The 22,950-nt window shown below is 42.2% G+C and carries 18 protein-coding genes and 1 CRISPR repeat array; of the genes, 10 read left to right on the forward strand and 8 right to left on the reverse strand.

What is annotated here, in order from left to right; translation table 11 throughout:
• Window positions 1-121: 121 nt before the first annotated feature.
• Complete coding sequence (locus ABF638_RS28555; protein WP_435026277.1) at window positions 122-469, reverse strand: hypothetical protein; 348 nt, start codon at window positions 467-469, stop codon at window positions 122-124.
• Window positions 470-892: 423 nt separating this feature from the next.
• The gene (locus ABF638_RS28560) at window positions 893-2,377 is read right to left on the reverse strand and encodes a CIA30 family protein (RefSeq protein ID WP_435026262.1); all 1,485 of its coding nucleotides are present in this window, start codon (window positions 2,375-2,377) and stop codon (window positions 893-895) included.
• Between the two features lie 297 nt (window positions 2,378-2,674).
• Between ABF638_RS28560 and ABF638_RS28565 the strand changes: the two genes are divergently transcribed.
• A complete protein-coding gene (locus ABF638_RS28565) occupies window positions 2,675-3,475 on the forward strand; it encodes an RMD1 family protein (RefSeq protein ID WP_435026263.1) in 801 nt (266 codons plus the stop codon).
• A gap of 115 nt (window positions 3,476-3,590) precedes the next feature.
• A CRISPR array of direct repeats spans window positions 3,591-4,208; the repeat unit is 36 nt; unit sequence GTTTACATCCCCGTTAGGGGAAGTGGTTATGTAAAG.
• A 252-nt stretch (window positions 4,209-4,460) separates the two neighbouring features.
• On the opposite strand, the gene tmk is transcribed toward ABF638_RS28565, so the two are convergent.
• The 5 genes from tmk to ABF638_RS28590 form a co-directional block, all read right to left on the reverse strand.
• Complete coding sequence (tmk, locus tag ABF638_RS28570; protein ID WP_069074177.1) at window positions 4,461-5,096, reverse strand: dTMP kinase; 636 nt, start codon at window positions 5,094-5,096, stop codon at window positions 4,461-4,463.
• 196 nt (window positions 5,097-5,292) lie between these two features.
• Complete coding sequence (locus tag ABF638_RS28575; protein ID WP_435026264.1) at window positions 5,293-6,561, reverse strand: lactate racemase domain-containing protein; 1,269 nt, start codon at window positions 6,559-6,561, stop codon at window positions 5,293-5,295.
• 2 nt (window positions 6,562-6,563) lie between these two features.
• On the reverse strand, window positions 6,564-7,391 hold the full coding sequence (locus ABF638_RS28580; protein WP_435026265.1) for an SDR family oxidoreductase: 828 nt from the start codon (window positions 7,389-7,391) through the stop codon (window positions 6,564-6,566).
• 87 nt (window positions 7,392-7,478) lie between these two features.
• Window positions 7,479-8,906: a glucuronate isomerase gene (gene uxaC, locus ABF638_RS28585; protein ID WP_435026266.1), complete on the reverse strand. Its 1,428-nt coding sequence runs from the start codon at window positions 8,904-8,906 to the stop codon at window positions 7,479-7,481.
• A gap of 43 nt (window positions 8,907-8,949) precedes the next feature.
• The gene (locus ABF638_RS28590; protein ID WP_435026267.1) at window positions 8,950-9,981 is read right to left on the reverse strand and encodes a LacI family DNA-binding transcriptional regulator; all 1,032 of its coding nucleotides are present in this window, start codon (window positions 9,979-9,981) and stop codon (window positions 8,950-8,952) included.
• Window positions 9,982-10,356: 375 nt separating this feature from the next.
• Between ABF638_RS28590 and ABF638_RS28595 the strand changes: the two genes are divergently transcribed.
• From ABF638_RS28595 to ABF638_RS28635, 9 genes are all read left to right on the forward strand, one after another.
• Window positions 10,357-10,842 (forward strand): gluconokinase, encoded by a 486-nt coding sequence (locus tag ABF638_RS28595; RefSeq protein ID WP_435026278.1) that lies wholly within the window; start codon window positions 10,357-10,359, stop codon window positions 10,840-10,842.
• 138 nt (window positions 10,843-10,980) lie between these two features.
• Window positions 10,981-11,304: a DUF1815 family protein gene (locus ABF638_RS28600; RefSeq protein ID WP_435026268.1), complete on the forward strand. Its 324-nt coding sequence runs from the start codon at window positions 10,981-10,983 to the stop codon at window positions 11,302-11,304.
• Between the two features lie 323 nt (window positions 11,305-11,627).
• The gene (locus ABF638_RS28605; RefSeq protein ID WP_435026269.1) at window positions 11,628-12,524 is read left to right on the forward strand and encodes an inositol oxygenase family protein; all 897 of its coding nucleotides are present in this window, start codon (window positions 11,628-11,630) and stop codon (window positions 12,522-12,524) included.
• A 1,085-nt stretch (window positions 12,525-13,609) separates the two neighbouring features.
• Window positions 13,610-14,611, forward strand: coding sequence for an ABC transporter substrate-binding protein (locus ABF638_RS28610; RefSeq protein ID WP_435026270.1), 1,002 nt, complete (start codon window positions 13,610-13,612; stop codon window positions 14,609-14,611).
• A gap of 138 nt (window positions 14,612-14,749) precedes the next feature.
• Window positions 14,750-15,805, forward strand: a complete 1,056-nt coding sequence (locus ABF638_RS28615) for an ABC transporter substrate-binding protein (RefSeq protein WP_435026271.1) — start codon at window positions 14,750-14,752, stop codon at window positions 15,803-15,805.
• Window positions 15,806-16,225: 420 nt separating this feature from the next.
• Window positions 16,226-17,782, forward strand: a complete 1,557-nt coding sequence (locus tag ABF638_RS28620) for a sugar ABC transporter ATP-binding protein (RefSeq protein ID WP_435026272.1) — start codon at window positions 16,226-16,228, stop codon at window positions 17,780-17,782.
• A complete protein-coding gene (locus ABF638_RS28625) occupies window positions 17,779-18,777 on the forward strand; it encodes an ABC transporter permease subunit (protein WP_435026273.1) in 999 nt (332 codons plus the stop codon). Before ABF638_RS28620 ends, ABF638_RS28625 begins: the two co-directional genes overlap by 4 nt.
• Before the next feature lie 112 nt (window positions 18,778-18,889).
• Window positions 18,890-20,290, forward strand: a complete 1,401-nt coding sequence (locus ABF638_RS28630; RefSeq protein ID WP_435026274.1) for a sugar porter family MFS transporter — start codon at window positions 18,890-18,892, stop codon at window positions 20,288-20,290.
• A gap of 747 nt (window positions 20,291-21,037) precedes the next feature.
• Window positions 21,038-22,651 (forward strand): iron uptake porin, encoded by a 1,614-nt coding sequence (locus ABF638_RS28635; protein WP_435026275.1) that lies wholly within the window; start codon window positions 21,038-21,040, stop codon window positions 22,649-22,651.
• A gap of 80 nt (window positions 22,652-22,731) precedes the next feature.
• On the opposite strand, the gene ABF638_RS28640 is transcribed toward ABF638_RS28635, so the two are convergent.
• Window positions 22,732-22,950 (reverse strand): HEAT repeat domain-containing protein (locus ABF638_RS28640; protein WP_435026276.1); only part of this gene is annotated, 219 nt, incomplete at its 5' end.

A 22,950-nucleotide genomic window follows, 5' to 3' on the forward strand; every position in this document is an offset into this window, starting at 1 on the left:
ATCGAATCTTTGTGATCTAAAATTTTCATCAAAAAGCCTTAACCGAACCGTATTGCTATAGTAGGGGAACTAAATTCTATCTGTCCCTACCAAAAACCTGTATTCTAGACAATTGAAATATTTAGCGTGGTTCTAATTTAGCAACTCGCTCCTCTAATTTATTGACTTGTTGCTTTAATTCAATCACCAAAGTTGCAAGCCGATCAAACATCCGATCTTGCTGTGATAAATTTCCTCTAGAACCAGTTTGCTGTCGTGGGGTAAGTGTTGTCCTTGGGGATGGAGACTGGCCGGTTCGACCTAGTTGAGACTCTATCTGATTTAACCGCGACTCAACACGATTAAAGTCCGCTTCCAGGTTATTTATCCGGGACTCCACTTGCTGGGATGAAGCAGTTTTGGGAAATAACCCAGCCCAGATAATTGTTACTAAAATCCCGGCAAGTACTAGCACCTTGATTTTCTTCATGTCAATAGCTAAAGTCTTACAGAGGTTGTTTGAAAAGTGTTTCGCTGTGACTTGAGGCACTTTTAGATCCCCCCTAACCCCCCTTGAAAAGGCTACGGTGTACACACATCTTTTTGCTGGGTGCAAAATGTGTATTGATCCCCCTAAATCCCCCTTAAAAAGGGGGACTTTGAGAGCTTTTTGCCCCCCTTTTTAAGGGGGGTTGGGGGGATCAAAAGCCTGTGGTGCAACTCTAGAAGACTTGTGTGTACACCGTAGCATTGAAAAGGGGGGAACCAGAATCAAAGTCTCCCTTTGGGGAGCCACTGCGGTCTTCTCTCAAAGGGAGAGGAGCGTCTCGTAGAGAAGGGGGTCTCCCCCATGAGCAAGTTTAGGAGGCTCTAAAATTTTTGATACCGACAAGAGGACTTTTCAAACATCCTCTTATTTATCCTGTTCTAAGTTAGAAAATAGCTTCTGCCAATCGATATAGTTAAGAGTATTGTCTCCTTGTTTTACCTCAAAGGTGACATTACAAGCTGTCGCTAGTTTGAGAGCTTGCACGCAAAGTGTTGCCACATCTTCACGGCTGATTTTTCCCTTAATATTATCGCCTTGCTCAAATATTAATTCCTTACCTCCTGCGTCTTCAGTTAAAGCACAAGGTCTAATAATCGTATAAGGAATTCCGCTTTCTCTTAAACTATCTTCTCCCTTCAACTTCCAAGTTAAAATTCCTCCCAATTGGTCATTTAATTTCACTGCTGGGGGTTCTTCATCTAAATTAATACCTGGGCGTCCGGGACGGGTTACACCTGCTGAACTGACGAGGATAAATTGTGGTAAAGTCGTCTCGCCATAAGCTTTAATTGATTCCAACTGAAAAGTAAAACCACCAGGAGTAAATTTGGGATTTAAAGCGCCATCATATTCAAATTTGCTCAACATCAGTTGGAATGAACAAATTCTACTTTGCTCAATTGGCGGCGCATCTTTGACAACTTTTGCCCGAAATACGGGAATCAAATCTGCAAAGGGAATGTGAATATCTATCCAGGTATTAGCTACCGTGTCAAAGGAATAGCTATAGCCAATACCGTCCCATTTGGTATCTGTTCGCAGAAAGATTTTATAACGCTGACCGTCACCTTTGACGCGCAATTTCACACCTACGTAACCAGATAAGTTGAAGGGTGGATCAAAATTCTTAGTTCTGACTGAAGCAAATCCGCCAGAGTTAGCGGTGGAGACATTACCAGCAAATAAAGCTGTATTGTCTACTAGTTGAATATTACTGGCACTTACGCCACCCATGACAACATCATCCAACGCTCCCCAGTTATCTTTTAATTCTGCTGATGGCTTGGTGAAATCAAATATTAGTTTTTCGTTTGCTTGGGGTAAATATTTGGCCGCAGCTTGGACTAAGTTTTTGACACCTTGATATTCTACATTTTCTGGGGTGTCACCAACGATTTCTGGTTGGTAAAATTTAACACCTTGATAATATTTGGCTCTATCTGCTGTGTCTCCCTCAACTGGTTGTACGCGCACTGCTGTACAACAAACTACAGCTTGGATATCAGCCATAACTAAAGGAGTTAAAGTTTCTGGTTGAGTAATATCCGCAACTACTAAATCTATATCGTTACCAAGAATTGACCGCGCTTTGTCAATATCTCGTACTAGTGCGCGAACTTTATAACCTTGCTCTAGCGATCGCAGCACTACTCGTTTACCTACACCACCTGTTGCACCTGCTACTAATATTACACCCACGTTTCTTCCTCCATTGGGTCTATATTGATTATCCTTCGGACGACCTTGGATTAACTGCTGTACCCAGTTAAGGAAAGGAATTACCTCAAAGTAAGTCAGGGTTTCGATAAACCTGCCTAAGTCCCATTGAGAACGATTTTTGTCAGTCATATTTGCGTCCTCATAACTTTCTTAAGTCTAGCCCAATCAGCCGAGGAAGAAGTAGTTCAGGTATTATCTATTTTACACTTGATTAAGTACCGTATTGGTATTATTTTTTATTCTCCTACTCAGCAAAGTTTGGGTTCAACATACCTGCTTTTACTGACGCAGATGGTATTTAATATAATCATGATTTTTTGGAAGTTGAGTACCCATATACTTTAGCGATCGCTCGGATGACGTAATATGTAATTTAGTATCGCTACCAAAGCAGTAAAGCAGGCAAAATATAGCTTCCGGGCAACAATGCAAAAACTCCTTTTTCATGACAAAGAAAGATTTAAAGCACAGGCCCTATTCCTTGGTAAAGGTATTAACTTACAGACGCTAGATAATTACGTTTCCTTGGCGAGTATGCCACTAATGGTTAAAGCAGGTGAAGCTGGCTACGCAGTATTGCTGGCCTATGGTGTGGTTGTCCTGTTTAACCTTGAGCCTGTAGAAAAGGTAGCTTTTTTGAGCAAACTATCCTCTCAAATTAGTGGTTCTTTTGCCAACCCGGAAACTGAAGAGGTGGAAGTTCAACTCAGTATTACGGACAGTGAACGAGCTAAGGAAGGAAAAATTTTACTGCATGAATTGTGTATAGAACGCTTGCAGATAGTAGCTGATATTCTCGCCAAAAGTGTTGTGCTGTCTCACTATGAAACCAGCCTAGCGACTGTATTCGATCAAATTGAACCGTTTGCAGCTAGTCTCCAGCGTGAAAACAGAAGTAGACACCAGAGCCGGGAATTACTGCGTCAACTAGGGACTACCTTATTAGTTCAACATAAAATTGTCGGTCAAGTAGAGATTATCGATAAGCCAGAGTTGCTCTGGGAATCCCCACAGCTAGAAAACTTATATCTGCGCTTGGAGGATGAATACGAAATCCGTGAGCGTCACCATGCCCTGGAACGTAAACTAGATTTAATTTCCCAAACCGCCCAAACAGTGCTGGAGTTCATGCAGCATAGTAGTAGTCAGCGTGTAGAGTGGTATGTGGTGATTCTGATTGTGGTAGAAATTCTGCTGTCACTGTACGACATCATTTTCAAAGGCTAAATTTAGGGTTGTGATACCAATTCGCAATTCGCAATTAAAAAACTTAGATACAGCGTTAGGGGAAGTGGTTATGTAAAGCTCACCAACACGCTAACTCTAGCATCCATTAAAAAAAGTTTACATCCCCGTTAGGGGAAGTGGTTATGTAAAGGTTATTGTCTCTGTGAAAGCGTTGTTTGAGCTGTTCGGTTTACATCCCCGTTAGGGGAAGTGGTTATGTAAAGAATTTTCAATGATATTTCTATCGCTGTCAATATGTCGTTTACATCCCCGTTAGGGGAAGTGGTTATGTAAAGACGATTTGGAGTTTATATCCTTGCGGAGCTGCGTGGAGTTTACATCCCCGTTAGGGGAAGTGGTTATGTAAAGTTACTCGGAAACGATACTGCACGCAAAGCAAAAGTTTACATCCCCGTTAGGGGAAGTGGTTATGTAAAGGAACCCTGGATTCAGAAGAAGCCAAGCAGGCATTTTAGTTTACATCCCCGTTAGGGGAAGTGGTTATGTAAAGGAAGAATCTGTTCAAGCTGGACTAACTGAAGTAAGTTTACATCCCCGTTAGGGGAAGTGGTTATGTAAAGTTTTGTTATGTCAATTATTGATAGCGGATTAGGTTTGTTTACATCCCCGTTAGGGGAAGTGGTTATGTAAAGTTTTCATCAAATGATTGATTTGTTGATGAGTTTTGTGATTTTAGGTTTACATCCCCGTTAGGGGAAGTGGTTATGTAAAGAGTTACCTTTTGGAAACCTTACTGGGAGCGGATTTCAGATACTCCAATCGACACACCTCTTGAAAAGTACAAAAAATTTTCAAAAAAGTATCAATTTTGCAGTCTGAAAAGCTTACTGCATAAGGCATCGACACACCTCAACGGAATTATGCGGTTTTCAAGGTTCGGGCGAGGTGTGTAGATGAGCATCAACACATTTAAAAAAGGGTATAGCACGTTACCTATGATTGTCAAGTCTTGGGCTTATTTTTCCTACCTCGCCAAGTGCAGGTGTACGCGCAAAATTCCTTGAATTACCTGTTGGACAGCTTCTTTACTCAAACTGCCATCTACCCGCACAATTCGTGAGGGATGGGATGCTGCTAAATGTGCGTATCCTTGCTGAACGCGGCGATGAAAAGCGATTGTCTCTTGTTCAATGCGGTCTAATCCTAGTTGGTCTGAGAGTTTGCGGGACAGTCCAACTTCGACATCGACATCTAGCCAAATAGTTAGGTCACTTTCTAAACCAGCAGTAGCAATATAGTTAAGCTGATTGATTAAACTCATATTCAGACCGCGACCATATCCTTGGTAGGCAATGGTAGAGTCAGTGTAGCGATCGCATAAAATATATTTCCCGGCTGCGAGATTTGGTTTAAGCTCTTGTTCAACGTGTTGCGATCGGTCAGCAGCATACAATAAGAGTTCTGTCACTTCTGCAACTGGTTTATCCTCTGACTTTTCTAGTAACAAGCGGCGAAGATGTAAACCTAACTCTGTTCCCCCTGGTTCACGAGTTACCACCACAGAAACACCTAGACTTTCCAACCACTCAGAACAAAGCTGCATTTGGCTGGTTTTGCCACAGCCTTCCACCCCTTCAAATACAATTAATTTGCCACCCATGCTTTTTTGTTCGCTGCAATAAACTGATTCGCTGACGTTTGATCAAGAATAGCGCGAAGTGGAAAATCTTAACCTGCGATCGCGTAGGCGTAGCCCATCGTAGATATCGCAGCTTATGATTGAATACAGTTCAGATAAGACCAAAACACTTGTAGAGACGGCGATTTATCGCGTCTCGAAAACTATGATTGAGTCACTAAAATTTGCTGGAACTTAAACGGTATAGTATCTCCCCAGCTTTGGGCACAAGCAATATACCTTCATCCTCTCGATTAGCCCATTCTGCTAGTCTAATAGTATCCGGGTCACGATAGTTCAAGTTATGAGCAGCACAGCGTTCAGCAGAAATGCCAGTAGCTAAAGTGACACGAAACCGTGCTTGTTCCCCTTCTATAAAATCAAAAGTACCCATCCCTTTTAAATGAGTACTATGAGCCAGCACTCCAGCAGGATACTCTTGGAATTTATCCCACTGTTTGAGAAAGTAATCCCGCACATGATAGCCAACTTGGGACAGAATTTCGCCGTGTGTATAGCTAAACTCGGTTATATGAGGAGCATATATAATTACTTCACCTCCATCAGCAACTACTGGCTCTAGTTTGTACATTCCTTTAGCTGCTGTCCAAATGTCATCATACATTTGAGGCATGACTGAAAGCACTTGTTTAAAAGGCTGATCTACATATTTAATATGCAGTTTAGCTGATAATTGTGCAGCAGCTTCCCAAGCTGACTCTGGTTGATCTATATAAAGTCCAGCTAGCTGATTTGTTTTTGGTGCGACCACCATCGCCAAACAAAGCTTTGGGGTAGAAATCAGGCTAGCGGCTCGGTTAATCAAACGCCGGACTGGTGTTATTCCGAGTGTACCAATAATTTCGTAACAAGTGATTAAAGCACCTAACCAGTGTGAGAGATTAATTACTTCTTGACCACTAATGCCAGGAAAAAAATATTTATTTCCACCAGAGAAACCGACAACTTCGTGGGGAAAAACTGGGCCGCAAATCACGATCAAATCGTATTCTGTTACAAGCTTATTCACACGCACATCAACTTTTTGATGCAGCATTCCATTACTAATTTCTGCTATCTCATCTGCCGAAACTATTCCACAAGAAATAAAGGTATCTGGCTCATTCCAAAGATGGTTAAAAATGCGAACTTTTTTAAAAGTTGTCTCTCGTTCCTCCGGTGTGATTCCTACCAAGTGATTGATTTGTTCTTCACTCATAGGATTATGTGTACCCAGAGCAATTAAAAAATCTAGAGCCGCTACTCTTTTACCCAACTCCTGATGCAGCAATCGAAACATTTGAGGGATGGGAGCAGTGCGGGTACTATCTGGAATTAACACTAAGATGCGCTGTCCATCTAACTTAGGGTCTGCTAAAGCTTGATGAATTAGCGCAGAAACTTGCTCATCTGAAAGTGTGCCGTTATTTACAGCCAGTGAATACATGATTAAACTCCACTGTAGATACTAAATCCACCATCTACCGGCACGACTACCCCGTTAACGAAACTAGAACCTGAACTACATAACCAAATCAAAGTGCTGAGTAATTCATCTGGTTTTCCGAAACGTCCGGCGGGGGTATGCTCAATGATTTTTTGCCCGCGAACGGTCAAACTACCATCAGAATTTAGAAGTAAATCTCGATTTTGTTCGCCAATAAAGAAACCTGGTGCGATCGCATTTACTCGCATTCCATCACCATACTTTTGGGCGAGTTCTACCGCTAGCCAGCGAGTAAAATTATCTATCCCCGCTTTAGCGGCTGAGTAGCCAACCACGCGGCTAATCACTCGGATAGCAGACATAGAAGAAATATTGACAATACAACCGTGGGGCTGATTTTTTTCCGCCATTGCTTGACCAAAAACCTGACAAGGCAGTAGAGTACCAAGTAAGTTGAGGCTAACCACTTCCTCAAAAGCTGCGTGTGGCATATCAAAAATAGTCGCATCAGCAGTAATTGTGGCAGCCGGAATATTCCCACCAGCCATATTTACCAAGATATCTATTTCACCCCAACACTGTATAATATAATCCCTGGCGATTTCTAATTGAGAGCGATCGCTAACATCTGCTACCACAGCGATACTTTCTCCACCATTGGCAGTAATCTCAGCCACCACCGCCCCCGCCCGTGCTTCATTGCGACCCAAAACCACAACTCGCGCTCCCGCCAGAGCCAAACCCTTTGCCATAGCCCCACCAAGCACACCAGAACCACCAGTAACTACCGCTACCCGCTCCGTCAAGCTAAAAAGTTTACTTAAAATCAAAATGATTCCCCCACTTAGTAAAATTCTCTGCGTACCTCTGCGCTTCCCTCCGCGCCCCTTTGCGTTTAAACTCCCCCTCAATTCCCCTCAATTCCCCTCAAACTTATAAGCAACCTTAGCGAGGTCATAAGCCAAAGCACGAGCCATCTCATACCCTTCCTCCTCCTCAACCAATCCCCGCGCAACCAATCCAGCCAACCAGTTACAAGCTACCCGCCGCCAGACATTATGACGAGCCGGAATCGAAACAAAAGCCCGTGTATCATCATTAAATCCAGCAGTATTATAAATTCCAGCAGTTTCCATTACCTGATTGAAATAGCGCTCCATACCATTTACGCTGTCGTGAAACCACCAAGGCGGCCCAAGCAATACAGTAGGATAATGACCAGCTAACGGAGCCATCTCGCGGCTATAAGCGCTTTCATCCATACCAAAAATGATTAAGCAAAAGCGCGGATCATTACCGTAAGCTGACAACAACGGGCGCAGATTTTGAGTCCACTCTATTTTTACGGGAATATCAGCACCTTTATCAGATCCAAATCTCTCAAATAAAGCCGGGTTATGGTTACGCATCACACCACAATGCATTTGCATCACCAACCCATCTTCTACACTCATCCGCGCCATTTCCATAAATATATGGCCGGTAAAATTTTCTACATCACCTGGATTCAGCTTGCCGGCTAATGCCCTAGCAAAGATAGCTTCAGTTTCTTGGTCAGAAAGGCGTGTGGTATAAGGTGTAGCTGCACCTTGGTCGGTAGCTGTCGCGCCCATTTTTTTAAAGAAAGCTCGACGTTCTTCTAAAGCTTCCACAAAAGTGGCATAAGTGGTAACTTCTCTACCAATACTGCTTTCCAATTTAGTAAGATTTTCCCGCCAGCTAGGAGCATCTAGGTTAACTACTGCATCTGGGCGAAAAGTTGGCCTAATTTGAGTAAAACCTTCTTCGTGGAGCGATCGCTGATTCTCTAGGTTATCACTGGCGGCGTCGGTAGTACAAAGCACTTCGATGTTAAAGCGTTTGAATAAAGCACGAGGGGAAAACTTAGATGAGGCTAACAAACCTTCCAGATAATCATAGATATGTCCGGCGTTGTGAGAATTTAAAGGTTCATCTACACCAAAGACGTTAGTTAGTTCCTCTTTCAGCCACAACCCAGATGGAGTCCCCTGGAACAGATAAAAATGGTCTGCGAACAATTGCCAGATTTTGCGGTGGTTGGTTTCTACTGGTGAACCATCACTAGTAGGTATACCCAAAGCTTGCAGAGGTACGCCCCGACTGTAGAGCATCCGCAAAAGGTAGTGGTCAGGAATAATCAGTAATTCCGTCGGAGAACCAAAACGGGCTGCGGGATTAGCTAACAAAGCCGGATCTACGTGTCCATGTGGGCAAACTAGAGGTAACGCAGATATGCTGTCAAAAAATTGATGGGCTAGTCGTCTTTGAACTGGTTCTGGAGAAAAACAGCGATCGGGAGATAAACTCGGTTTTTTAGTTAACATACTTTTTATTTGGTTAACAGTTTCAAATAAATTGTTTTCAATCTTAAATTGTTAATAATGCTGCACTACTACCACGCTCTACTAAAAAAGGAGATAAAACGCGGTTTTCTACAGTTTTTTCTTCTAATAAATCGAGTAACATTTGCATGGCATAGCCACCAATTTCTAACATTGGCTGGCTAACTGTGGTCAGTGCCGGTGTAACGTAACAGCCTATAGCAATACCATCAAATCCGACGAGACTTAAATTTCGCGGTACTAAAATACCTAATTCTTGGCAAGCTAACAGAGCGCCAACTGCCACCATATCGTTGTAACAAAATATGCCTGTAACTTCCGCAGCCAATAGTTTAGACAGCATATTTTTTCCGGTGTTCACATCGCTGCTTCTGGTATCGTATTCATCACTAATTGAAACCCAATCAGTATTTAGTGGAATACCAGCTTCCGTAAGGGCCATTTGATATCCTTCTAAGCGTTGCTGGTTTGATCTGCTGCGATCGCCTACACCAAGATAACCAATAGCAGTGTGTCCCAGACTTATTAGATGCTCTGTGGCTAATTTAGCACCTAAGCGATCGTCTATTGCTACTGAGTGTAATATTTCCGATTGATCTTCGGTCTGACTATTAATCAGAACTGTAGGTACAGCAATTTGTGTTAGTTGTTTGATATGCTGCTTACTAATTCGTGAATCTGCTACTAAGATCCCGTCTACTCTCCGGCGATGAAAAGTATCAATAGCTGCCATCTCCTGCTCAAAATCTCGGTGTGAAGCACTCAACAAAACACTCAAGCCTGCTGGCCTGGCTATCTTCTCGATTCCCTCTACTACCTCAGCAAAAAAAGGATCTGCGATTGAAGTTACTACTACACCAATAGTATTAGTACGCTTATTTTGCAAACTTTGAGCAATAGCATTCGGCACATAGCTCATCTCCTGCGCCAGTCGCTTAATTTCTTCTCGCACTTTTGGGCTAATTAGAGCGTTATCTCGCAAAGCACGTGAAACTGTAGAATGAGAAACCCCTGCTCTGCGGGCAATATCTTCAATTGAAATTCTTCGTTTATTCATTTTTTATCTTAGAGGTTGTTTGAAAAGTGTTTCGCTGTGACTTTAAGTACTTTTAGATCCCCCTAAATCCCCCTTAAAAAGGGGGACTTTGATTCCAGTTCCCCCCTTTTTAAGGGGGGTTAGGGGGGATCTAAAATTTTTGATACCGACAAGAGGACTTTTCAAACATCCTCTCAGTGATTAAGTATTGCACACGTGTGCATTTGTATGTATTATAGAAAATAATCGTTATTTGTCAAGAGATTTATACAACTCACATTTTGCATAAAAAGGAGTTAGGAGTCCTGACTTTTACCTCCACCCATAACTACAACTACGAATTAGGAATTACGAATTAGCTTAACTTTTCTTAATAAAAATATGATTCAGCAGTCAATGATTATTATCGTCATGGGTGTATCTGGTTCTGGCAAAACTACCATCGGAAAACTGTTAGCAGATTCGTTAGAATGGGAGTTTAGCGACGCTGATAATTTTCACTCGCCAGAAAATGTTGAGAAAATGCGATGCGGTATCCCTCTGAGTGAAGCAGACAGGATGCCTTGGTTACAAGATTTGCAAACAGCTATCAAGCAATGGTTGCAAGAAAATAAAAGTGTGGTGCTGGCGTGTTCGGCTTTAAAAGATAGCTATCGGCAATTTTTGCTATTGGATAGCGATCGCATCAAGCTAGTTTACCTCAAAGGATCTTATGAGTTAATTCAAGCACGGTTACAAGAGCGTAGCAATCATTACATGAATGAAAAACTCCTCGGCAGTCAGTTCAATACTCTTGAAGAACCGTTAGATACCATATCTATTGATGTTGCACAGCCACCCCAAATAATTGTCCAAAACATTAGAACGGCTTTGGAAATTTAGCTTATTGATGACAACCATAATATTAAGATTAATCACGTCTCTACGAAAACACGAACTTTTGGCAACTAAATTACATCAGATGTAAGTCTAAAGAAATTATAAAAGCAACCACATAACTGGAGTGGTAGGAGAAAACTAGTGTTTCTAAGATTAGCGCAACAACATCAACAATTCGTCCAAGACTTAGTCATGAACCTCCAAGCCTTGACAATTATACTTGAGCGACGTGGTTATACTGCGTCTTGTTATACATGCGGCGACCAAATGAAGAGTGCTTCATTTATAGTTAGCCTCAGAGAAAAACACCTAATTCGGTTTTTAGTCTCTGATTACGGGATTACTTGGATGGAATTGTGGGACGATCGCGAATTAATGAAGTTGGAGGGTGCAGAAGCAATAAATCAGCTAGAAGAGTTGGCTAATCTTATTAAGTATTCCACTGCTGTGCAATTAGCAATTTGATACCCCCTGTCTGAGTCCGACAACAAAAAAACATAAATATAGGTTTTGCACAGGTGTGTAATACAAAAGATTAGCTTATATTTAGTCAATTTATACACAAGTGTGCAAAAAGCAAAAGTACCATTTTTCTTCGGAACCAAAAAGATCGAAGAAAAGCGGGTGAAGTAAACCATCCATATCCATAGATCGGTCTACAAATACGAAATGAAACTTAACACACGTTTTTGCACACGTGTGCAAAAATAAGTTTAAGACAGGTTTTGCACACATGTGCATAAGGAGCGCATAACATTTAACAAATCAATATCGACAAGTAGGAAGATATGTCTCAAACTCTAAATAATGTCATTGTTCAAGCTCAAAACAATCCTTTACATTCCCTAGAAGAATGGGAAGAAGACTTACTTAATCGCTATCCCGATCCGGAAAGCATAGTTAAAGAAGGTAAAACCACCGAAGAGTATAGAAATTACGAAACGACTATTAGAGATACAGTCAAAGAGTTTTATCGCTTAAACCATATTAATCAAACATACGATTTTGTACTTCAAAAAGAAAAAAAAATTTTAAAGTTTGACAAGAAAGAAATGTCTGTTTGGGATGCAGTCGAATTTTTGAATCAATTGGTTGATGATTCCGATCCTGATACAGACATGGATCAATTACAACATTTATTGCAAACATCAGAAGCTATTCGCGCCGATGGTCATCCTGATTGGATGGTACTTACCGGCTTCTTTCACGATATGGGGAAAGTGCTTTGTCTATTTGGTGAACCTCAATGGGCTACCGTAGGCGATACTTATCCTGTAGGTTGTGCATTTTCTGATAAGATTGTTTTCTCAGAATTCTTCAAAGAAAACCCTGATTATAATAACCCCAATTACAACACTAAATATGGTATTTACGAGCCGAAGTGTGGATTGAGTAATGTACATATTTCATGGGGGCATGATGAGTATTTTTATCAGATGATGAAAAACTATTTGCCCGAACCTGCATTATATATGCTTCGCTATCACTCATTTTATCCTCAACATCGTGAAAATGCGTATGAACATTTGATGGATAAACACGATCAAGAAATGTTTAAATGGGTGAAGTTATTCAACCCCTACGATTTATATTCCAAAAACCCTATTCCTCCTGATTGGCAGAAATTAAAACCATACTATGAAGATTTAGTGGCTAAATATTTACCTGCAACGTTAAAGTTTTAAACTGCTTGAAGAAGAATTCAGTATTCAGAATTCAGAATCCTCGATCTATGAAGGGATAAGTAAAACGGCGTGAATAATTTAAGGTTTGTAGTGGGGACTTTAGTCCTCTCTTAAGGGCTAAAACCCTTATACCAATTTTGTATGAAGCTGCATAGAATTAGATCCCCCCTAGCCCCCCTTAAAAAGGGGGGAACTGGAAAAACATCTATCAAAGTCCCCCTTTTTAAGGGGGATTTAGGGGGATCGAGATATGTGCAACTTCACATTAAATTGTTATTACTACAAGCTGATTAAATTTTACATTACTTAATGTAGTTTGGTTTTTTCTCGCCGACTTACTTAGAGCAATAACAAGATATTACATCAGGCTTAAAAATATTATCTTGTTTACTCCTCTATTGCCTTTAAGTGATGGAGGAACAATAAGAAATAAATACTCTTGACAAGTAGATTTGAGTCAACTTAGAAAATTTCACCAAAGGATGTTTACATTTCTCAAAATATAGCATTCACAATCCAAGAGTTCTCTACTATAACAGTATCTTTTCTGAAGGAGTTTGATTGAGAAATGTTAACGTTTTTAACATTAAATCAATTATTGAATAAGCTGATTTATGCAAAGTCCTTGAAATGAATACTTTGGGTTATATCGAGAGATTTAAAAATCTTTTGTATTTGTAAAGTTCAATAAACAAAATTAATTTTTGCACGGGAGCAGGATAAAATAAAAAAAGTCAAAACTAATAAAGTTTACAAGTTTAATAAAATCAGTTTTTGGAAGTTTCACTTAAAAGCTGTTTTCAGTCCACGCACTACTACCGAAGTAATTTCACCAAAAAGATAAGGCGATTATATGAAGTAGTGTAATGTTCATGATTTTGCTTTAAAAACATCTAGTTTCGTGAAACTAATAGCACTAACTCCAATTGCGTCAACGCAGAAGACCTTTGGAGTTGAAATTCCAAAAGCTAGTAGTATCACTCAGTTAGGTCTAAAAATTTCAGACCTAGTTCGTATTTTGATGACTGTGCAGATTTATATTCTGCTGATCTTTCTCAAATTTAAATCCGTTGTTAGAAATAAATATGAAAAGAATTTCGCTCATAGTTGGCATATTAGGTTTTACGGTTGTTGGTTGCACGAATGGCGCTCAAAATGGCAACGCTGCAACTAATACTACTAACACTGCTACCAATATAAGTGCAGAGAGTCTTGGTACTCCCAATAGAAAATTGCAAACAATCGGCGTCGCCTTGGGTGACTTGGGCAATCCCTTCTACAATGCAGTGCAGAAGGGAGCTGAGACAGAAGCCCAGAAACTTGGGGGTAATATCAGAGTTAATGCGGTTTCCAGTGGCTTTGACTTGAACCAACAAAGCAACCAAATCGAAAATTTCACTGCTGCGAATACTGACCTAATTATCCTCAGCGCTGTTGACAAAAAAGGAGTTAAACCAGTTATTGATCAAGCAAGGCTTGCAGGTAGGGTTGTGATTGCAGTAGATTCAGCCGTTGATGCAGATGTGGATGCAATGATTAGCTCCAACAATACCCAAGCTGGTGAGGTTGCTTGCCAATATATTGCCGATCGCCTCAAAGGTCAAGGTAGTGTAGTCATCCTCAACGGAACTCCGATGGACTCAATCAATCAGCGAGTGAGTGGGTGTGAGAAGTCATTATCCAAATATCCGAATATTAAACTCATCTCTAAAGAGCAAAACGCTGAAGGGACAAGGGATGGAGGTCTAAGAGTCATGAGCGATTTGCTGACAACCTTTCCCAAAATTGATGCCGTTTTTGCTACGAACGATCAAAGCGGTGTCGGCGCAGATTTAGCAGCTAGACAAGCAAGACGCAATGAATTTTTTATTGTTGGGGTTGATGGATCGCCTGATGCAACCAAAGCAATGGAAGATAAAGATGGTTTATTTGCTGCAACTGCGGCTCAAAACCCCGCAGAGATGGCTCAAAAAGCGGTTCAGATTGGCAACGATATTATTCAGGGTAAAAAACCTGAGTCATCTGAGATTCTAATTCCAGTCAAGTTGGTTACTAGAGAGAACCTCAGCAGCTATCAAGGCTGGTAATTTATAATTCGTAATTCGTAATTCGTAATTATAAAACACAGAAAAAGGCTTGATACAGGAGGGTTAAAACATTTTACCCTGTTTTTTTAATACATCGTTTTCAAAGTTGTGTGAGTAAGAATGACTTGTAGGAGATATATGAATGTGAAAAAGATTGCGTTCACCTCTGGTGTTACGCGAAGCGTAATCGCAGCTAGTCTACTAGGTATTATCAGTGGCAGTCTTATAGGCTGTACAAATGGTTTTCCCGATGACAACACAGCTACTAACACTGATACTAAATCGGCTACGAATATTAGTGCAGAAACTAAAACCGCCACTGGCAATAGAAAGTTGCGAGCGGTTGCCTTCACCGTTGGCGATCTAAGTAATCCTTTCTTCGTTGTTATGGGACAAGCAGTTGAGGCAGAAGCTAAGAGAATTGGCGGAAAAGATGTCAATGTTATTATAGCTTCCAGTGCTTATGACCTCAACCAACAAGCCAATCAAATTGAAAATTTTACTGCTGCGAATACTGATATCATTGTTTTGAATGCTGCTGATAAAAGTGGAATTAAGCCGATAGTTGAAAGAGCAAAAAAAGCAGGTAAAATTATTATTGCCGTAGACACAGGTGCAGAGGGAGGCGTGGATGCCACCATCACAACTAATAATGTCCAAGCTGGAGAAGTTAGTTGCAAATATATTGCTGACCGCCTTAAAGGTAAAGGCAATGTAGTAATAGTTAACGGGCCACCAGTGGACTCAGTAATTCAGCGAGTTAGTGGCTGCGAAAATGTATTATCCAAATATCCCAATATCAAAATCCTCTCTAAAAACCAGAATGCAGATGGTAGCCGGGATGGAGGACTGAGAGTTATGACTGATTTGCTCACAACCTTTCCGAAGATTGATGCTGTTTTTGCCATTAACGATCCGAGTGGACTTGGCGCAGAACTAGCGGCTAACCAAGCACAACGTAAAGATTTCTTTATTGTCGGGGTTGATGGTGCGCCAGAAGCAATAACTGCGATCGCCAATAAAGATGGTTTATATGCAGCAACTGCTACTCAAAATCCGCGAGGGATGGCCCAAAAAGCAGTTCAAGTTGGGAATGACATTTTAAATGGTAAGAAACCTGCTAATCCAACCATTCTGATTCCAGTTAAGTTGATCACAAAAGATAACGTCAGCACAGAAAAAGGCTGGGAGTAATAAAAATTGTGAATTTGCAATTGAAAATTATGTCTTTTGATATAACTCCTTTGGCGCATTTGTAAAGTTTTTGCACACACCTAGAATGTCCGACAGTTTTCATTTAAATTAATACCAAACCTCATCTTTATGCCTGTCTTTTATTTAATAGAAAAATGGGTTTAGAAAGAGGTTAAAACTCTGCTGCACCGAATCGATAACCGCTATGTATGTGCATCAGCGGAAAGTCTGAGTGTGCATTTATAGCACTTAGACTTTCCCAACAATCTTTATAAACTAACGTTAACAACAAAGGATGAAAATATCTCTTTTCCACTCCTAGTCAGCTTTTAGAACATGATTTTGCGATCAATCAAATATGAATTTATTAATTTCTAATTGAGGTTCGCGAATTTTAAATAGTTTTTATAGGTTTTGCTCATGACCACCAATATTGAAACCTCACGTTCTGATACACCAACTAGCACCCCAGTGTTAGAAATGCAAGGGATTACAAAACGATTTCATGGTGTATCTGCGCTCCAAAATGTTAATCTCACCATTTATCCTGGAGAAGTTCACGCCCTCATGGGTGAAAACGGCGCAGGTAAAAGCACATTGATGAAAATCCTGGCTGGGGCTTACATTGCCGATGAAGGAGAAATTCGCATCAATGGTCAACCCTTGAAAATTACCGATCCGGCGACAGCACGGAAGGCCGGTATTAACCTCATTTATCAAGAACTGAATGTTGCACCGAATTTAACCGTTACCGAAAATATGTTTATGGGTAGCGAGTTGCGGCGAGGTCAGCTTTTAGACCGCAAAGCAATGCAACTGGAAGCAGAGGAAGTACTGGAAAGCCTTGGAGCCAATTTTACCGCCCAGACTATAGTTGGAACCTTATCGATCGCAGAACAGCAGCAAGTCGAAATTGCCAGAGCGCTGAAAGATAAAAGCCGCGTTTTGGTGATGGATGAACCAACAGCAGCCTTATCTGACCGCGAGAGCGACCATTTATTTGAGGTAATTCGCAAACTACGGCGTGATGGCATTGCCATTATTTACATCAGCCATCGGATGGAAGAAATCTATGCCCTAGCTGACCGGATTAGTGTGTTGCGTGATGGTCAATATATTGGCAGTCTGACACGCAGTGAAATTTCTCCCCAGCGATTAGTGCAGATGATGGTCGGTCGCTCCATGCAAGACTTTTACGAACATCAACGGCAAATGCATCCTGGCCCAGTGGTGCTGTCAGTCAGAAATATGAGCGACGCCCGCAAGAAAATTGAGCCGGCTAGTTTTGAACTTCATGCTGGAGAAATTCTGGGTTTAGCTGGGCTGGTTGGTGCAGGACGCACAGAACTATCCCGGCTGATTTTTGGTGCTGACCGCAAAGCCAGTGGTGAAGTATTCTTGAATGGCAAAAAACTGGAAATTAATACACCTAGTGATGCGATCGCGGCGGGAATTGGCTACGTCCCAGAAGACCGCAAAGACCAAGGTTTATTTCTGGAGATGAGCGCCCGCAAGAATATCGCCATCAACACACTCAAGCAGGATGCCAAAGCTGGAATTGTTAACTGGCCTTCAGTGAATCGCCTGTCAACAGACGCGGTAGAAAACTTTAATATCCGCCTAGCCAATTTGGAAATTAGAGCATTGGATCTTTCTGGTGGTAATCAGCAGAAACTACTGCTAGCGCGATGGTTAGCCATTAAACCGAGAGTACTGATGTTAGATGAGCCGACACGCGGCGTAGATATCGGTGCCAAAAGCGAAATTTACCGAATTATGAGCGAATTAGCAGCACAAGGTGTTGCTATTTTAATGGTTTCCAGCGAACTATCAGAGATTGTCGGCATGAGCGATCGCGTCTTGGTGATGCGAGAAGGACAGCTGGTAGGCGAACTGGATGGCAGTCTTGGTAAAGAAATCACCCAAGAAAAGATTATGCATTATGCAACTGGAGCATCGGAGGTATTAGCATCATGAGTCAAACAGTCAGACCACCTGCCAATAAATCAGCCAACAATCCCGTATCCCGCAACCGGAAATCAATTAGCACTCTTCTGGAAGTTGCGGGTATTTTGCCAATCCTAGTAATTATCTGCATCTTATTTGCATTCCTTTCTCCCAACTTCCTCACCGGCGGTAACATCATTAATATCTTGCGTCAGTCATCAATTAATATTGTGCTGGCGACAGGAATGACCTTTGTAATTCTCACCGGAGGTATTGACCTTTCAGTTGGGTCAATATTGGCTGTTTCTGCCGTAGTTGCCCTGCTAGTATCGTTACTACCGGCTTTAAGTTGGGCAGCTGTACCTGCGGCCTTGCTGGCAGGATTGCTGTTAGGCTTACTCAACGGCGCTCTCATCACCTTCTTAGATGTGCCACCTTTTATTGTCACTTTGGGTTCACTTACAGCCTTACGGGGCGTGGCCTTTTTGATTGCCAAGGGTACAACGCTGATTAACCGGGACATCAATTTTGCCTGGGTGGGTAATAGTTATGTCGGCCCCTTTCCTTGGCTAGTGATAATTGCGCTACTGACTGTCATAGCTAGCTGGTTTGTGTTGCGGCAAACTGTTTTAGGAGTGCAGATATATGCCGTTGGTGGTAACGAGCGGGCAGCCAGATTAACTGGAATTAAAGTTAATCGGGTATTGCTATTCGTCTATGGTATTAGCGGATTACTGGCAGGTTTAGCAGGAATCATGAGCGCTAGCCGTCTTTATAGTGCCAGTGGCGTATTAGGTCAGGGTTATGAATTAGATGCGATCGCAGCCGTTATTCTAGGTGGAACCAGCTTTACAGGTGGTATTGGTACTATTGGCGGCACTCTTCTAGGTGCATTGATTATTGCGATTCTCAACAACGGTTTAACGTTGTTGAACCTATCTTACTTCTGGCAACTAGTCGTCAAAGGACTAGTAATTATTTTGGCAGTAACAATCGATCGGTTACGCAGACGTTCTAGACGGTGAAAAAGAGGCAGGGGAGCAGGGGAGCCGTTGCAGTAAGTCTTTCCCCTCTGCCCCTCCGCCCCTCCGCCCCTCCGCCCCTCCGCACCTCTGCCCCATGCCCAATATATAAACTATGACCTCCACTACTACTCGTCGTAAATCCAGCACATTTTATGTCATCTTGATTGCTGGTGCTGCTGCCCTCGGCGGCTTTCTGTTCGGTTTTGACACAGCTGTGATTAACGGTGCGGTTGGCGCTCTTGCCAAAGCCTTTAACGCCAATAGTGTGCTAACTGGCCTTGCTGTGTCACTGGCATTATTGGGGTCTGCTATAGGAGCCTTCTATGCAGGCAAAATCGCAGACCGTTATGGTCGAGTCAAGGCAATGATAGCGGCTTCCGTGTTGTTTACCATCAGTGCCATTGGCTCCGGGATTGCGTTTGGAATCTGGGATTTTATTTTTTGGCGGCTATTGGGTGGGGTTGCAGTTGGTGCTGCTAGTGTAATCGCCCCAGCTTATATCGCCGAGTGTTCTCCCAGCCATTTGCGAGGAAGATTAGGATCTCTGCAACAATTAGCGATCGTAGTTGGGATTTTCATTGCACTGATATGCGACTACTTTATTGCTGTGTCAGCAGGTTCAGCCGAATCGCCGTTTTTGTTTGGCATAGCTGCTTGGCGCTGGATGTTTTGGACAGAAATACCTCCAGCCGTGCTTTACGGAATGTCTGCTTTAATGATTCCTGAATCTCCTCGATACTTGGTTGCTCAAGGACGAGAACCAGAAGCCGCTAACGTTCTGACCAAGATTTTGGGAGGTGATGTGCTGCCAAAAATCGAAGAAATTCGGCAGACAGTGCTTCGTGAACGCCAGCCTAAGTTTTCTGACCTTTTAAGCAGAAGTGGCGGACTCTTGCCAATTGTTTGGATAGGAATAGGCCTATCTGTATTACAGCAATTTGTTGGGATTAATGTAATCTTCTACTACAGCAGCGTTTTGTGGCGGGCCGTTGGGTTTTCCGAAAAAGATTCTTTATCAATTACGGTGATTACAGGAGCCGTCAACATTATTACAACATTGATTGCGATCGCCTTTGTGGATAAATTTGGTCGCAAGCCCTTACTTATAGTAGGGTCAATTGGCATGACCTTGACCTTGGGGACGATGGCTTATCTCTTTGGCAATGCTCCCCTCGATGCTGCTGGAAACCCCAATCTCACCGGAAGCGCCGGGACTATGGCTCTCTTTGCAGCCAACCTCTATGTCTTTTGCTTCGGTTTCTCCTGGGGGCCAGTGGTTTGGGTACTGTTGGGAGAAATGTTTAATAACAAAATTCGAGCCGCTGCACTTTCAGTTGCTGCAGCTATGCAATGGGTTGCCAATTTCATCATTTCCACAACATTTCCTCCCATACTGCAATATTTTGGTCTAGGTTCTGCCTATGGACTTTATACAGTTGCAGCAGCTACCTCATTCTTTTTCATTCTCTTTTTTATTAAAGAAACCAAAGGGATTGAGCTAGAAGATATGTAATTGGCAGCCATTTAGTACTGCTGCGCGTAATTCGTAATCTGTATCCTCTGCACCTGTGAGGTTACATAGTTAAAGGAGTTTGTAGTAAGCACTTTAGTGCTTAGATTAGGGCTAGAGTCACCCACTACGAACTTCTCAATAATGTGGTGGAGTACTAATAATCTGTCCCATTAATTTTGCGGGGCTGCTAGATCCCCGACTTCTTCAAGAAGTCGGGGATCTGAACACCACTAACCTCTCAAAACTTTTGGGACAGACTACTAGATAGAACATTCACAACTGATGACGACAAGCTAATTGAATAATATGTAGGAGTGTGTTTATAAATCCAGTATTTTCCTAATTCACTTAATGAGTCTGCATTCCCATTTTTGAGCGGACATCTTGGAGAAAATATCAGACAACAACTAAATACAAACTCTCGCTTCAGTCAATCACTAAAAAGATGGAAACTATCAATACAGCTCTTTGTTCTTCTGGTTTATCCGGTATGGTATTTCATGCGCCGTTAGATATATTGTTAGTAATCAGCCAATTGCTGTTACCACCGAAGACGGAATTAATGTACTGAAAATTATAGAAGCAGCTATTAAAAGCAGCAATGAGCAAAAAGTCATAACGTGCTTGAAGTGAGCTAAAACTCCAACTGAAAATATCCAATTTAATGTTTATTAACTCATACTTTGGCTCGAGAATAATTTCTTTCGTTACAAGCTGATAATTCAACTATTTTCAATTAATAAATCAATGCTAAAAACTATTTTTCCTAGCTTTTTTATTTTATTTTTGGCAATTCCAGCAGTTTGGGCAGCACCTCCCGAAGATGATCCGAATGCAGCAGATGCTAATCGAACTTTACAGGGACAAGTTACTTCTGTTTCCCAGTTTTCTGATGTACAACCAACCGATTGGGCATTTGGTGCATTGCAATCTTTGGTGGAACGCTACGGCTGTATTGCAGGTTATCCCAATTCCACCTATCGCGGTAATCGTGCCTTAAGCCGTTATGAGTTTGCCGCAGGTTTAAATGCTTGTTTGGATCGGATTAATGAGTTAATTGCCACAGCTACTAGCGATTTAGTTAATAAGCAAGACTTGGCAGTGCTACAAAAGTTGCAGTCAGACTTTGCCGCAGAATTGGCAACTCTGCGCGGGCGAGTAGATACTCTAGAAGCACGGACAGCAACACTGGAGGCGCAACAGTTTTCCACTACTACTAGGTTGAATGCTCAAATTATTACCGCCATTAGTGATACCTTTGGTAATAGGGTAGGTGGTGAAGATGATGAATCCAATCTCTACTTTGCAAACCGGGGTCGTCTCAACTTAGAAAGTAGCTTCACCGGCAAAGATTTATTGCGAGTCAGGCTGGAGTTTGGCAACTTTGCAAGTTCCAATGGTGCAAGCCAAATTGCCGCAGCCACAGGCACAGGGATGACACGCCTGAATTTCGATTATGACAGCAACAATACACTTTTTGTCCCCCACATCCGTTATTACTTCCCAGTCAGTGAATCCCTTAACTTCGTTGTTGGGCCTACAGGCATTGGTTACACCGACATTTCAACCACTGTCACTCCCCCCACAATTGCTGACGACGGTAATGGGGTTCCCTCACTTTTTGGATCGTACAGTCCCTTATTCCGGCGAGGTGGCGGTGGTGCAGCGGCTAACTGGAACATTACCCAAGATTTGGTTCTCACCTTGGGCTATTTAGCAAGCAGTCCTAATGTGCCATCGGGGAGCAACGGGTTGTTTGATGGCGGCTACAATGCCCTAGCACACTTAGCCTATTATGGTAAGCAAGGAGCAATTGGTGTTGCCTACTCTCATGGCTATAGCCCTGGTGGAGTAACCGATCTTTCCGCTGGGACGGGTAGCGTCTTGTCAAACGCTCCTTTTGGCAACAACATTGCTACTTCCAACGATATTGTCGGCACACAGGGATACTATCGCTTCTCCCCGAATTTTCAAGTCCACGCTTGGGGTGGATATATTTGGGCAAATGCCGAGAGTTCTGGTTTGAGTGATATTTCCAATGGTAGGGGTGGAACAGATTCTCTATTTGTGAACAATGGTGCCAATGCCAATGTCTGGTTTGGAGCGATTGGTGTGTCGTTTCCCGATGTGGGCGGTAGAGGCAATCTGCCAGGAATTCTCTTTGGTATACCACCTCATGTCTCTAACAGCGATGTCCGTCAAGAACGAGACAATGCTTACCATATCGAAGCATTTTATCGTTATCGCCTAAATGACAACATCTCAGTTACTCCTGGTTTTTGGGTGATTCTCAACCCGGAAAACGACAGCAGAAATGATACGCAGTATGTGGGTGTGCTTCGCACAACCTTCGATTTTTAACTGAATGTGAATGGTTTGCTTGAGTAACAGAGTGCTGAGTATTCAGCACTCTTTAGGGACTTACAGTGAAAAAACAAAAATTATTCTTCTGTTACTACCAAATTCCACAGCGCATCAATTCCACTGCCTACATATTCTGAATCCTGGTGTTGTGAAATCCATTCGGCGACAGTAGCAATAACATTGCTGGAGTTTTTGCCCAAGTTGCCCAATGCTTGAGCAGCAAAGTAACGCATATTCTCATTATCATCTTTGAGTAAACCCAGCAGTGCTTCAACTACCTGTGGCGAGGCGTTGCC

Source organism: Nostoc sp. CALU 1950, from assembly GCF_051172895.1.
GTDB classification, from domain to species: Bacteria; Cyanobacteriota; Cyanobacteriia; order Cyanobacteriales; family Nostocaceae; genus Nostoc; species Nostoc edaphicum_A.

What these genes read in the sequence shown, in the direction of transcription:
- ABF638_RS28555 (WP_435026277.1), bottom strand. Translation starts at nt 469, where the DNA reads ATGAAGAAAATCAAGGTGCTAGTACTTGCCGGGATTTTAGTAACAATT.
- ABF638_RS28560 (WP_435026262.1), bottom strand. Translation starts at nt 2,377, where the DNA reads ATGACTGACAAAAATCGTTCTCAATGGGACTTAGGCAGGTTTATCGAA.
- ABF638_RS28565 (WP_435026263.1), top strand. Translation starts at nt 2,675, where the DNA reads ATGCAAAAACTCCTTTTTCATGACAAAGAAAGATTTAAAGCACAGGCC.
- tmk (WP_069074177.1), bottom strand. Translation starts at nt 5,096, where the DNA reads ATGGGTGGCAAATTAATTGTATTTGAAGGGGTGGAAGGCTGTGGCAAA.
- ABF638_RS28575 (WP_435026264.1), bottom strand. Translation starts at nt 6,561, where the DNA reads ATGTATTCACTGGCTGTAAATAACGGCACACTTTCAGATGAGCAAGTT.
- uxaC (WP_435026266.1), bottom strand. Translation starts at nt 8,906, where the DNA reads ATGTTAACTAAAAAACCGAGTTTATCTCCCGATCGCTGTTTTTCTCCA.
- ABF638_RS28590 (WP_435026267.1), bottom strand. Translation starts at nt 9,981, where the DNA reads ATGAATAAACGAAGAATTTCAATTGAAGATATTGCCCGCAGAGCAGGG.
- ABF638_RS28595 (WP_435026278.1), top strand. Translation starts at nt 10,357, where the DNA reads ATGATTATTATCGTCATGGGTGTATCTGGTTCTGGCAAAACTACCATC.
- ABF638_RS28605 (WP_435026269.1), top strand. Translation starts at nt 11,628, where the DNA reads ATGTCTCAAACTCTAAATAATGTCATTGTTCAAGCTCAAAACAATCCT.
- ABF638_RS28610 (WP_435026270.1), top strand. Translation starts at nt 13,610, where the DNA reads ATGAAAAGAATTTCGCTCATAGTTGGCATATTAGGTTTTACGGTTGTT.
- ABF638_RS28615 (WP_435026271.1), top strand. Translation starts at nt 14,750, where the DNA reads ATGAATGTGAAAAAGATTGCGTTCACCTCTGGTGTTACGCGAAGCGTA.
- ABF638_RS28620 (WP_435026272.1), top strand. Translation starts at nt 16,226, where the DNA reads ATGACCACCAATATTGAAACCTCACGTTCTGATACACCAACTAGCACC.
- ABF638_RS28625 (WP_435026273.1), top strand. Translation starts at nt 17,779, where the DNA reads ATGAGTCAAACAGTCAGACCACCTGCCAATAAATCAGCCAACAATCCC.
- ABF638_RS28630 (WP_435026274.1), top strand. Translation starts at nt 18,890, where the DNA reads ATGACCTCCACTACTACTCGTCGTAAATCCAGCACATTTTATGTCATC.
- ABF638_RS28635 (WP_435026275.1), top strand. Translation starts at nt 21,038, where the DNA reads ATGCTAAAAACTATTTTTCCTAGCTTTTTTATTTTATTTTTGGCAATT.